Origin of the sequence: Mucilaginibacter rubeus (assembly GCF_003286415.2) — a bacterium.
Taxonomy (GTDB): domain Bacteria; phylum Bacteroidota; class Bacteroidia; order Sphingobacteriales; family Sphingobacteriaceae; genus Mucilaginibacter; species Mucilaginibacter rubeus_A.
Map to the genome: position 1 here is coordinate 7,123,175 of NZ_CP043450.1, position 12,754 is coordinate 7,135,928.

General features: G+C 41.7%; 13 protein-coding genes. 8 read left to right on the forward strand and 5 right to left on the reverse strand.

What is annotated here, in order from left to right:
- Positions 1-2 precede the first annotated feature (2 nt).
- Positions 3-860, forward strand: a complete 858-nt coding sequence (locus tag DEO27_RS29165; RefSeq protein WP_112574776.1) for a helix-turn-helix domain-containing protein — start codon at positions 3-5, stop codon at positions 858-860.
- A gap of 180 nt (positions 861-1,040) precedes the next feature.
- A complete protein-coding gene (locus tag DEO27_RS29170; RefSeq protein WP_112574775.1) occupies positions 1,041-1,835 on the forward strand; it encodes an alpha/beta hydrolase in 795 nt (264 codons plus the stop codon).
- An 847-nt stretch (positions 1,836-2,682) separates the two neighbouring features.
- Here DEO27_RS29170 and DEO27_RS29175 read toward each other — a convergent pair.
- Positions 2,683-3,303, reverse strand: a complete 621-nt coding sequence (locus DEO27_RS29175; protein ID WP_112574774.1) for a polysaccharide deacetylase family protein — start codon at positions 3,301-3,303, stop codon at positions 2,683-2,685.
- A 101-nt stretch (positions 3,304-3,404) separates the two neighbouring features.
- Between DEO27_RS29175 and DEO27_RS29180 the strand changes: the two genes are divergently transcribed.
- Positions 3,405-4,850 carry a TolC family protein gene (locus DEO27_RS29180; RefSeq protein ID WP_112574773.1) on the forward strand — a complete coding sequence of 482 codons (1,446 nt, stop codon included), beginning with the start codon at positions 3,405-3,407 and terminating at the stop codon, positions 4,848-4,850.
- 36 nt (positions 4,851-4,886) lie between these two features.
- A complete protein-coding gene (locus tag DEO27_RS29185; protein WP_112574772.1) occupies positions 4,887-6,224 on the forward strand; it encodes an efflux RND transporter periplasmic adaptor subunit in 1,338 nt (445 codons plus the stop codon).
- Positions 6,225-6,463: 239 nt separating this feature from the next.
- Here the strand turns inward: DEO27_RS29185 and DEO27_RS29190 are convergent, their stop codons facing one another.
- Positions 6,464-6,853, reverse strand: coding sequence for a type II toxin-antitoxin system VapC family toxin (locus tag DEO27_RS29190; RefSeq protein WP_112574771.1), 390 nt, complete (start codon positions 6,851-6,853; stop codon positions 6,464-6,466).
- A complete protein-coding gene (locus tag DEO27_RS29195; RefSeq protein ID WP_112574770.1) occupies positions 6,844-7,050 on the reverse strand; it encodes a hypothetical protein in 207 nt (68 codons plus the stop codon). Before DEO27_RS29195 ends, DEO27_RS29190 begins: the two co-directional genes overlap by 10 nt.
- A gap of 140 nt (positions 7,051-7,190) precedes the next feature.
- On the opposite strand from DEO27_RS29195, the gene DEO27_RS29200 reads away from it, so the two are divergent.
- Genes DEO27_RS29200 through DEO27_RS29210 form a run of 3 tightly spaced genes read left to right on the forward strand, consistent with a single transcriptional unit; the run spans position 7,191 to position 8,911 of the window.
- Positions 7,191-8,198 (forward strand): NAD(P)H-dependent glycerol-3-phosphate dehydrogenase, encoded by a 1,008-nt coding sequence (locus DEO27_RS29200; RefSeq protein ID WP_112574769.1) that lies wholly within the window; start codon positions 7,191-7,193, stop codon positions 8,196-8,198.
- Positions 8,199-8,231: 33 nt separating this feature from the next.
- Positions 8,232-8,543: a hypothetical protein gene (locus tag DEO27_RS29205; RefSeq protein WP_112574768.1), complete on the forward strand. Its 312-nt coding sequence runs from the start codon at positions 8,232-8,234 to the stop codon at positions 8,541-8,543.
- Between the two features lie 47 nt (positions 8,544-8,590).
- On the forward strand, positions 8,591-8,911 hold the full coding sequence (locus DEO27_RS29210) for a hypothetical protein (protein ID WP_112574767.1): 321 nt from the start codon (positions 8,591-8,593) through the stop codon (positions 8,909-8,911).
- 141 nt (positions 8,912-9,052) lie between these two features.
- Here DEO27_RS29210 and DEO27_RS29215 read toward each other — a convergent pair whose 3' ends face one another.
- Both DEO27_RS29215 and DEO27_RS29220 read right to left on the reverse strand, forming a co-directional pair.
- A complete protein-coding gene (locus tag DEO27_RS29215; protein WP_112574790.1) occupies positions 9,053-10,897 on the reverse strand; it encodes a DEAD/DEAH box helicase in 1,845 nt (614 codons plus the stop codon).
- Positions 10,898-11,271: 374 nt separating this feature from the next.
- Positions 11,272-11,739, reverse strand: coding sequence for a DUF4293 domain-containing protein (locus tag DEO27_RS29220; protein ID WP_112574766.1), 468 nt, complete (start codon positions 11,737-11,739; stop codon positions 11,272-11,274).
- A 127-nt stretch (positions 11,740-11,866) separates the two neighbouring features.
- On the opposite strand from DEO27_RS29220, the gene truA reads away from it, so the two are divergent.
- Positions 11,867-12,682 (forward strand): tRNA pseudouridine(38-40) synthase TruA, encoded by an 816-nt coding sequence (gene truA, locus DEO27_RS29225; protein ID WP_112574765.1) that lies wholly within the window; start codon positions 11,867-11,869, stop codon positions 12,680-12,682.
- Positions 12,683-12,754: the final 72 nt, after the last annotated feature.

Below are 12,754 nucleotides of genomic sequence, written 5' to 3' on the forward strand. Positions count from 1 at the left end.
CAATGAAGTTAACCGTATCAGATCATAAAACCGGGGGAGATCTATTATTGCTCAGCGGGGAGGAAAGTTTTGATCGCTTTTTTTACACCCGGGATAAGGCAAAGAAATATTTTACCATAGCCTGGAACAGGGGCGGGCAGCAAATTATCAATATAGACGGCACCAATCACGTATTCAACACAAATACATTGCTGCCGCTGATGTTCAATCAGTCGTTTACTTTCGAGAAACCTGCAGATATTGTTGCCTGGCAGTTTAACCGTGAATTTTACTGTATAGTTGATCATGATACCGAAGTAAGCTGTGTGGGCTTCCTTTTTGGTTTAGGCGATTTGTTATTCATTCCCCTGGATGATCCTAATGCTTTAAAACTTAAAGTATTACTTGATATTTTTACCCAGGAACTGCATATTAAAGATAGGATCCAGAACGACATGCTGATTATGCTGTTAAAGCGGTTGATCATTATGGTGACGCAGATGGCCCGCACAGAATATATCCCCACAGAGAATAACCAGGATCAAAAACTGGATATCTTCCGGAAATTTAACCTGCTGGTCGAAATGAATTTCAAAAACGAGCATTCGGTTAATTTTTATGCGGGGCTGATGAATAAATCGCCCAAAACACTATCGAATATTTTCTCGCTTTATAACGATAAGACCCCTCAGCAAGTGATCCAGTCGCGTATTATTGTTGAAGCCCGGCGGTTACTTAGCTATACTACCAAATCGGTTAAGCAAATTACGTATGAACTGGGTTTTGAAGATCCGGCCTATTTCTGCAATTTTTTCAAACGGCATACCAAACAGTCGCCTGCCGAATTCAGAAGTGGAAAAACACAGCCTGTATTGGCATAATTAAAGCTTTTTTTAGTTTAAGCCGGTAAATTATTTGCCGGCTTTTTCATTTTTACAAGGGTTGTTTAATCCCCCGGGAAGAAATTACAATCTTTCGGGAACTGGCGACATTTCGCACCTGCCACATTTGGGGCACTTTTGTATTGTTAAATCAAACACAACATTTAAAAACAAAACAATATGAAAACTCCATCATTTAAAAACAGTATCAAAGCAGGTTTGCTTAGTCTTGTATTAGCCCTTGCAACAGTTTTAGGTTTTAAATCATCAGTACAGGCACAGGCCGTTAAAAATGTGGTATTGGTTCACGGCGCATTTGCCGATGGATCTGGCTATAAAGCGTTATTTAACGAACTTACCAAAAAAGGATACAATGTTACTGTGGTACAAAACCCACTATCTTCTTTAGAAGACGATGTTAAAGCTGTAACAGTTGCGCTTGACAAACAGGATGGCCCTGCTATACTGGTAGGACATTCATGGGGTGGCGCGGTAATTACCGAAGCCGGTAACCATCCAAAAGTAGCAGCCCTTGTTTATATTGCGGCCTTCCAGCCAGATAAAGGCGAATCAGCCCTGCAATGGTTGCAGACTGCTCCTCCAGCTCCTGAAAATGGCGTATTAGCACCAGATGACAAAGGCATAGTTTATTATGACAAAGCTAAATTTCATGCAGGTTTTTGTGCCGATATCAGCAAAGAAGAAGCCGATTTTATGTATGCTTCACAGGGCGCCTTTTATGCTAAAGGATTTGTTACCCCTATCACTAATCCAGCCTGGAGAAATAAGCCAGCTTACGGCATAGTTGCTACCGAGGATAAAAGTATCAACCCAGATATCGAACGTGCAATGTACAAACGCTCAAATACCATAATAACCGAAATAAAAGGCAGCCACGTGGTATTTATGTCTCAACCAAAAGCAGTTGCCGCAGTAATTATCAAAGCAGCAGAAAATGCTGCTGCTAAAAAATAAATTAACAACATTTTTCAAATAGCAAGAAGCTGTATGTTTTATGAACATGCGGCTTTTTTGATTTATACGAAACTTCCTTTTGGGGAAGCTGTAGGCACACATCTCCAGTTTCTTGCGCCGTTAGGTGCTACCTGTTTGTAGAATAGAATTTCAAAACATTTATTTTGCACCGTCGGTGCTCCCCTATCATCGATGTTTATAATTAATGTCGAGAGGGTAGCCTCTACGAGGCAAAAAATTATTAGCGTTATTTTTCTACAAATGGGTATCCCCTCCGGGGAACTTGAAAGTAATAAGACTGCTTACAAACAATAACTCATAGCATTAATAGAAAACCATACCCTCTGCTACCGCAAGGTACAGCCTGGTGGTAGCGGAGTAGCCCTCCACGTCATTGCGAGGCACGAAGCAATCCCGAACTACACAGGGCGAGCCTGCTAATCGGGGATTATTAATAATTATAATTTCTTTTATAGCTATTAATGAGCTCCATCCTGCCGGTTGTCTTCGTGCCTTATAATGACGTCATTGTAAGTTGTTGATTATTAATGATATTTTTTAATTCAATTTTGTAAATATGGGCGTTGCCTGCGGCCCGTGCTATACGCTCATACTACACAGGCATTAGCCACAAGGCCGGTATCCGCTCCTATCACTAACGCTACCCCGCACACCATCGCTAAAATATATGCTATACGTCATCTCGTTTTTTTTCAGGCTCGCCTGATGGTTACTCGCAATGACGTTTTACGTAGGATTTATGGCTTACCCTTTGAAATTCCTCCGCTACCGCCAGGCTGTGCCTTGTGATAGCAATAGGCCATTTATTGCTGCAAACTGCCACTGCCTACTGTAAACTCTTAAAACTATATCCTTCCTTACTCCAAACTTCTAAAGCCCTTGGCAATACATACTCCAAGCGCTTAAAGGCTTTGATGCTGTCATGAAATACCACCATTGATCTGGCTTCGGTATGTTTAAGCACGCCTTTTAAGCAGTCTTCGGGTTTCAGGGCGATATCAAAATCGCCGCTGAGCACATCCCACATAAAAATATTCAGATCTGGTTTGGCCGCTTTCAACGCACGGACCTGCTCCCTTTTTATCCTGCCATAAGGGGGCCGGAACAAGGGTGTATCCAGCAATTTATCGGCCTGCAAAAAATTATCGAGATAGGTTTGCGTGTCGGTTTTCCAGCCTTTAAGGTGGTTGAATGTGTGATTGCCAATAGCGTGACCATCGGCTTTTACCTGTTCAAAAATATCGGGGTGTTTGCGTACATTGTCGCCAATGCAAAAAAAGGTGGCTTTAGCATTATATTGTTTTAAAATATTTAATACAGCCGGTGTAACAATTGGTATAGGGCCGTCGTCAAAAGTGAGATAAATGCAACGGTCAGTTGATCTTATATCCCATGTTAGTTCGGGATAGAGCTTTTTCAGCAGCCAGGGAGTTTTAACCAGGTACATACAGATGAGGTAGTTTGTGTTTTATCCCTATTAACAACATTTAACAAAAATAAACACTGCAATGTAATGAACAGTTGCTTACCATTGTATAGAAAAACCTTATGAAACTAAAATTACTACTATCAGTTAAAGCAACGCTCATTTGCACAATTATATTTTCGGTATGCGGCTTTAATGCCCGCGCGCAGGAAGTAATAGGCCTGCAAAAAGCAGTAGATCTTGCCCTTGATCGCAACCTTACCATTAAACAAGCCGAGTTTACAGCAGCCGTTACCAACGAAGACCTTAAACAGTCGAAATATAACCAGCTGCCCAATTTAGGTGTAAGTCCGCAGGGTGCGTTTAATTTTGGACGTAATATCGACCCTTCAACCAACCAGTTCAGCAACCAGCGTATTTTGGCAGTTAACGGTAACTTTAACTCGCAGGTAACCTTGTTCCAGGGTGGCCAGTTGCGCAATACAGTGATCCAGAACAAGATCTTACTTGATGCCGATAAAACCAATGTGGCCAAAGTAAAAAACGATCTGATCCTGAACGTAGTTACCACCTATCTGCTGGTATTAACTAACCAGGACCTGGTAACAGCAGCTCAGCAACAAATTGATGTATCCAAAATAGCCTTAGACCGTGCCCAGAAAAATTTCGACGTAGGTAACCAAACCCTTGCCGATCTGTCACAGGCCAAAGCACAGCTATCAACCAACGAGCTTAACTATACCAATGCCGAAAATCAGTTGGAGCAATCACTGCTGACTTTAAAGCAATACATGGAAATGGATCCGGGAACGGATATTAAAGTTGAAAGGCCGGATATCAGCAAGCTCAATAATGTACAAACCGTTTATAATGCTCAGGAAGTTGTAAAAACGGCACTTGCCGTAAATCCCGATGTGTTATTGGCCGAGCAACGCCAAAAAGCTGCAGCGCAGGGTGTTAAAGTAGCCAAAGGTGCCTATTATCCATCAATAGTGTTGTTTGGTGCCGCCGGATCATATTTTTCGGATGCAAAAAATGTTCCTTTTAGCAGAACCTTTACAGGAGCTTTTGATACTATCGGAACGGTTTTTAATAACGGGCAACGTGTAATTACACCCGTTTATCAATATGCATACAAAAGCAACCCTTTTTTCAGGCAGCTAAAAGATAATTTTAATCAAAGCTTAGGTGTAAGCTTACAGATCCCGATATTTAACAGATTTGCAACACGTACGGCGGTACGCAAAGCCAAACTGCAAAACCAAAATGCGGAAGTTACCGCGCAGTTGGCCCGTAATAACCTGAGTAAGATCATTTACCAGGCGGTATGGGATTTGCAGGCTGCCGACAAGCGTTATGTATCTGCTACGCAAACCTATAATGCAAATAAAGACGCGTTTAACATTATACAGCAACGATATACTGTAGGTTTGGTTAACTCACTTGACTACAATACATCATTAACCAATCTCAATAAATCGCAGTTTGATATGATTGAGGCACAATATCAGGTGGTTTTCAGAAGCAAGGTCATTGACTATTATTTAGGTAACCCTATAACACTATAATAAAATCTTAACCGTAAAATATCCAAATTCACCGTCATGGGAAAAACTACTAAATATATTCTGATAGGTCTTGGCGCCCTGATTGTCCTGCTGATTGTTGCTAAGGCAACGGGCCTGATAGGTAAGCCTGCGCTAACCCAGGTAGCTACCGAAAAGGCCGAAACACGTGAAATAAATGAAACTGTATCGGCCAGCGGAAAAATTAAACCGCATGTTGAGGTTAAGATAAGCCCGGAAGTATCTGGTGAGGTGGTTGAACTGCCAATTAAAGAGGGTGATGTGGTAAAAAAAGGCCAGCTGCTTTGTAAGATCAGGCCAGATATTTTAAAATCAGGTTATGACCGTGCTATCGCGTCATACAATACGCAAAAAGCAAGCGTAGGTAATTCAAACCAGATGCTTAAGCAAGCCGAAGCCACCTATAATAACCAGGCAGGTATCTACAAACGCAGTAAAGAGCTTTTTGATAAAAAGGTATTAACCATTTCGGAATTTGAAAATGCCAAAGCCGCGTACGAAGGTGCTAAAGCATCCCTTGAGGCTGCTAAACAAAACGTGGTAGGTTCGCAATATGGTTTGGCCCAGTCGCAGGCATCGGTTAAGGAAGCGCAGGATAACCTGGCAAAAACTACTATTTATTCGCCGGTTGATGGTGTGGTTTCAAAACTATCCGTTGAAAAAGGTGAGCGCGTTTTAGGTACGCAACAATTTGCCGGTACCGAAATCATGACAATTTCCGATTTAAGCAAAATGGATGTTAACGTTGATGTGAATGAGAACGACATTAACCGTATTTCGCTTGGCGATTCGTCAAAAATTGAGGTCGACGCGTTTTTAGGCAAGAAATTTACCGGTGTGGTAACTGAAATAGGAAGCTCGGCAAACGTAGTAGGTACATCTGCCGACCAGGTAACCAACTTTACCGTAAAAGTGAGGATCAATGCTGAATCGTATGTTGCTTTGTTAAAGAAAACTGCTGATAACCCATCGCCTTTCCGTCCGGGATTAACGGCTACTGTTGATATCAGCACTAACTCTGCTAAAGCATTGTCGGTACCAATTCAATCGGTAACCACCCGTGAGGAAAAGAAAGAAGAAAATGGTCCACCTAAAGCAGATGACGATAAGAGCAAGCCACAGATCAGCCCGATAGCTAAGGAGTATGTGTTTGTGTTGAATGCTGGTAAGTTGAAACAGGTACAGGTAACCACCGGTATCCAGAATGATAGTTATATCCAGATCTTATCCGGTTTAAAAGGAGGAGAAGAAATTGTATCAGCGCCATATTCGGCCATTTCAAAAACGCTTAGCGACGGTCAAATGGTTCAGAAAGTAGATAAATCAAAGCTATTTAACGCTGATAATACTAAGTAATTTTTAGATGTGCAGATTTCAAATGTGCAAATGAAGAGTTAGTTTTTGTAGCGCCCGGCAAAGCCGGGCGTTTTTATTATGCATAGAAATTAACTGCCGCGGGTTTAGCGATAGCGTAACCCGTGGCAGTTAATGGTTTCAGCTTTCAGCTTAAATTATATTCTCCGGAAGCTGGAAGCTTCCCCAATGCTAACCACAGGTTACGCTATCGCTAAACCTGCGGTAGTGTAAAGGAGTAATCAAATCCATGGATTAACAATTTTTAACCCGCTGATTTTATCAAAATCTTTAATGTTCCTTGTAACAAGAGTCAGATCATGAACTAATGCGGTAGCAGCAATAATAGCGTCGGGAAGTTTTATGCGATTTGTTTTGCGGATTTCAGCAGTTTTAAGCTTTATAGCATTTTCGAGCTCAAAAATAGTTACATCGCCAATAAAATCGGTCAGCAATTGGTGATCGGAATCAGAAGCCGTTTTCCAACATAATAACTCAATCTCGGTAATTGCTGATATTGCCGGGAGACTGACTGCTAATAAATCTTCAATGAATTTTTCTGTTTCGGGTGGAAATTGTTTTTGAAGAAAATAGATAGCAATATTACTATCCCAAAGATATTTTACTCCCATCCGTCTCTTAATTCTTTTAATTGGGCATCAACGTCGGGAATAGGCTGTTTAGTCATTGCTCCTTTATATTTGGCAATCCAACTTTTATTGGAATTTTCCTTAACCTCTGTGTGTACGCGAATCAACTGAAGCAGCTCCATATCTTCCAGAAGCTTCATTGCCTTTTCATTTATAATGTCTACTGTTACTGTTGTCATTTTTTAATCGCTGTTATACAAATTTAATCAATTCTTGCCTTAAATTGCCGCATCTAAAAGTCATTAGGCCAATCTGCATAATATTTCATTAATTTGCTGTGCCGATTAAAACCAGGCAGCAATATTTCTATTATTTATTAATGGGCAAAAAATTAAACAAGATCACAGTTGTTGGAGGGGGAAGCTGGGCTACGGCCAATATTAAAATGCTTATCGACAACACTACCGAAAAAGAAATTTTTTGGTGGATGCGAAATGCCGAAGCTGTGGAACATCTGCAAAAGTTTGCGCACAACCCTCACTACTTAAGCTCGGTGGAGATCAAACTTCCTGAACAAAATATATCTACCAATCTGAAGCCGCTTATAGCGGCTGCGGATATTGTACTGCTCAATGTACCTGCCGCTTTTTTGAAAGAAGCGCTAAAAGATATTACCGCTGCCGATCTGAAGGGGAAAAAGATAGTATCGGCCATAAAAGGTATAGTGCCCGACGAAAACCTGATAATTGCCGAATTTCTTCATCAAAAATACGATATATCGTTTGATGACTTTATGGTGATCAGTGGTCCGTGCCATGCCGAAGAGGTTGCGCTTGAAAAATTATCGTACCTCACCATTGCTTCCGGCGATACCGAGCTGGCTTCGGAATTTGCCGGTATGATCAATACCCGGTATATCAAAACCAATATTTCTGATGATATCTACGGCACCGAATATGGCGCGGTATTAAAGAATGTTTATGCCATTGCCAGCGGTATTTGCCATGGCGTTGGCTACGGCGATAATTTCCAGGCAGTGCTGATATCAAACGCTATTCGTGAACTGGAACGTTTTGTGGCCGCTGTTCATCCTATTGACAGGGATATCAAAGAGTCAGCCTACCTTGGCGATTTGCTGGTTACCGCTTATTCGCAGTTTAGCCGCAACCGTACATTTGGTAATATGATAGGCAAAGGATATACCGCAACATCGGCACAACTGGAAATGAATATGGTTGCCGAAGGATACTATGCAGTAAATTGCCTACACGAGGTTAACAAGCAATATGGTGTAAGCATCCCTATTTGCGAGGCCGTTTATGCTATTTTGTATCAAAAACGCTCACCTGTGATAGAAATGAGAAATTTGGCCGAAAAATTGAGTTGATTCTTACTAAAAGAAACTTAATTACTGTCACTTATGAAAAATCTGTTTAAAATAGCCTTGTTTGCCGCTGGCACATTTATGGTTAGCCCCGGCTTTGCCCAAACGCATAAAGATTCGACCCTTGGCGGTAAAATCAGCAAGACCACTAAAAAGATAGGGCACAAAACATCAGAGATCGCCGTTAAAGGCGCAGCTGCAGTAGCCGATAAAAAATATGCCGGCAAAGTTGGCCCTAACGGCGAAACCATCTACATAGATAAAAACTCACACTATTTTTATGTAGATAAGAAAGGGCATCGTGTATACTTAAAAAAATCGCAGTTGGTTGATAAACCGGCCCAATAATTAAATTCGACAAAAGGCGTAAGCCGTTCTAAAAATCCTGATCCGTCATGAAAAAGTTTGCTCCGATATTTGCTGCAGTTGCAGGTATGTTACTGGTTTATTCTTGTTCAACCGCGCCGGCACCTAACAAAAAGCTGGAAGGTAACTGGAAATCAAAAGATGGTTCAACCAAGCTTTCCATAACCGATAAAGATTTTATTATGGATGATGGGCAGGCCAGTAAAGAGGATTATTTTGTAAAAAGTGATACTATTTACACCTCATACCAGGGGAGCAGGCCTTATACCAAGTTTTGCATTAAGGAACTTACTGATAGTAAGCTAACGCTTTGCTATCCCGACTCGGATATTGTTGAATTTAGCCGTTAAACAACAAAAGCCTTTATTCCCGTATGCAGCGGTTAAAAGGCTTTGTTAACAAAACTAAACTAAAACTAATGCTTCTTACTAAAGGAAGCTCATGAAAACCACCACATGCTTTGCACATGGTGGTTTTTTTATGATGGATGATTAAAATCTCCTTCTGCGTTCCGGACGATCTTCGCGGGGCTTGCCTGAAAAATCACGGAAACCGCCACCATTGTGTTCGCGACGCTCGTTGCCACGGTAACCACCGCCTTCACGACGTTCGCCACCACGGTATCCGCCTTCACGACGCTCGCCACCACGGTAACCACCACCTTCGCGGCGTTCGCCACCACGATATCCGCCTTCACGGCGCTCGCTTGTGCCTTCGCCTGAAATCTCGATCCTTACCGGGCGACCTTTGTATTCTGCTTCTTTGAAGCTGCTCATCACTTTATCAACATCTTCGTTCTGAACTTCAAAGAAGGAGTACACACCCTTAACGTCGATTTTGCCTACGGTACGGCCGCTGATTTTGGTAGTGTTGCAGATGTAACCTAACAAATCGCCACGGTTAAACTCGTCAACCGAACCTAAGTTTATAAATAAACGGGTAAAGTTGCCACGTACGCCGTTACCGCGTTCGCCACGATCTTCAAACCTGTTACGGCCTTCTTCGATGCTGGCATTCAGGTCAGGAGCGTTTTTGTAATAATCAAGGAAACGGTTAAACTCAATTGAAGCAAAACGTTTAATGAAATCTTCCTTAGTGAAGTCTTTAAATTCGTCATAAATACGTGGCAGGTATTGCTCAATCTGCTCTTCGTTAACAGTTACATTATGTACTTTGTGAACGATAGAGAACAATTGTTTTTCGCAAACATCAAAACCTGTTGGGATTTCGGCTTTTACAAACTTTTTACCAATAACACGCTCAATCTGACGGATTTTGCCTAATTCTTTAGCGTTAACGATAGAGATTGATACACCTGTTTTACCTGCACGGGCTGTACGGCCGCTACGGTGGGTGTAGTTTTCAATTTCATCAGGTAGTGAATAGTTAATAACGTGTGTTACGTCATTAACGTCGATACCACGTGCTGCAACGTCAGTAGCAATTAACAACTGCAGGCTGCGCTCACGGTAGCGTTTCATCACTTTATCGCGTTGTTGCTGTGACAGGTCACCGTGTAATGAATCGGCATTATAGCCATCTTTAATCAGTGACTCAGCAATTTCCTGGGTTTCAATTTTAGTACGGCAAAATACGATACCAAAAATATCAGGGTTAAAGTCAACAATACGTTTAAACGCGGCATACTTGTCACGGGCACGTACTATATAGTACTCATGCTCGATATTGGCATTACCAGTGTTTTTTGCGCCCATAGTAAGCTCAAACGGATTGTCCATGTACTTTTTGGCGATCCGCCTAACTTCTGCAGGCATGGTGGCCGAGAATAGCCAGGTTTTTTTCTCTTCGGGTGTGGTAGATAAGATACTATCAATGTCTTCCTGAAAGCCCATGTTGAGCATTTCATCAGCCTCATCCAATACTACATACTTCACAGCCGAAAAGTCTATAGCCTTACGGTTTATGATATCAAGCATACGACCTGGTGTAGCAACTACGATCTGTACGCCGCGTTTGATCTGGCGTAACTGATCCATAATGCTTGCACCACCATAAACTGCAACAACATGTACGTTGTTCATTTTTTTGGCGTAATTCTTAATGTCGTTCGCGATCTGTAAACAAAGTTCGCGTGTTGGGCATAAAACAAGTGCCTGTGGATGATTTTCTTCGAAATCAAGCAGTTCCAACAATGGTAGGCCAAAGGCAGCAGTTTTTCCGGTCCCGGTTTGGGCTAATCCGACAAAATCGTTGCTGCCTGTTAACAATACCGGGATTGACTGCTCCTGGATTGGTGTAGGATTCTCAAATCCTAATTCAGAGATGGCATTAACAATATCATGACGGATTCCCAGTTCAATAAATGGGTTGTTCATGAATTTAAATAACGAATTTGACAACATCGTCAAATCGGGCGCAAAGATAGTGTTAATGTTTTACAATTCCAATAGCTTGGTTAGGATAAAATTGCGTTTGATGGTATTATTGCGAATAAGCTACTAAATAGCTGAAAAAAAACCAGTTAATTAATGATCTCATAACATGGATTTTATTTTTTGAGGATTTTTGAACTTGCTTTTTTGATAAAGAGCTTATTTGTAACGGCGAAAACTACAGGTTTTTCAGTCTTTTTTTACATCCGGATCACAAGGATCAGCTTGTTATTTACCCCAAACTAAAAGCATAGAAAAGAAAAAAGCCAGACTTATGACTTCCGGCTTAGTGCTATTGACTTAATGTTAATATAGTCTTACCTCAACCTGTCGGCCGATTTTACCAGTTTCTCATCTTTTTGAATGCTTTTTTGCGCAAAAATGATGAGTATGATACTTAACGAGGTAAGGAACAGGCCAATACCCATGGTGTGGGTGTCGAGTGTAATGCTGCCGGCCACACCTTTAACAGTTTGCGCCATCCAAAAGCTATAACCAATAAGCACAAGTATAGCACTGTAGCAAAATGCTATTTGCTGCTTGCGGTTTTTATATAAAAAGATAATAACTAACGGAACGAGGGCCACAATAGCGGTTATGGCAGTAAGGGCCACAAAAGTTTGGGTATGTTGCTGCGCGCCATTAACATCCTGGTAAATACCGGTAACCATAATGCTTGACGGCTTATCATTAATATAAACGTTGTGGGCAAGCGGGAAAAAGAAAAGGCCAAACAGCACAAGGCTGGCGAACAAAAGGTAAATGCTTTGGATGCGTTGAAGCATAGTATTAAAATTATATGGGCAAATATAATTGTTTTGCTTATAGAATGTAGCCGATTTGTTGCGGCCCCGAAATACTATGACCAAATTATGAACCCGGCATCATTCGCAGATTGTTAACTTTGCCTTTGTGAACATCAATCAGCGTTATTTTATTGAACTGGCTTATAATGGTACTGCCTATCACGGCTGGCAGGTACAGCAAAATGCCGTAAGCGTGCAGGAACTGTTAAATAAAGCCTTAAGTACCATACTTCGCCAACCAATAGAAGCAACGGGCTGCGGCCGTACAGATACCGGGGTACATGCCAAAGAGTTTTTTGCGCATTTTGATGTTGGGGGTAATGGTTCATCGTTCATAGATCATGGTAAGGCCGATGGCTATGAACCATCAACTATTAACCATGAACAGGTGGTGAGGGGCCTAAACGCCTTGCTTCCTTACGATATCGCCATAAAAAATGTGATCCCTGTTCATGCCGATGCGCATGCCCGGTTTGATGCTACGGCACGGTCGTATCAGTATCATATCCATTTCAATAAAGATCCATTTTTACACGGATATTCATGGCAATTGCGCGATGTACCAAATCTTGATTTGATGAACCAGGCGGCGGCTATCATGATGGAGTATATTGATTTTAGCTGTTTCAGTAAATCAAACACCCAGGTTAAAACCAATAACTGTAAAATAACCCGGGCCGAATGGGTGAAAACGGATAACGGCATAGTTTTCCATATCACTGCCGACAGGTTTTTGCGCAACATGGTTCGTGCTATTGTAGGTACCTTAATGATGATTGGCCGCGAAGAATTGAAACCGGAAGCTATCCGCGAGATTATTGAAAGTAAAAACCGTTCAAACGCCGGTACAAGCGTACCCGCCTGCGGGCTGTATTTGACGGAGGTTAAATATCCGTACTCCTTAAGCCCCCTAACCCCCTGAAGGGGGAGCTATGGCGGAGGGCAGGCGAGATTGGATGATATATAATTATACTTTAACTTTGAAATAGTGGCT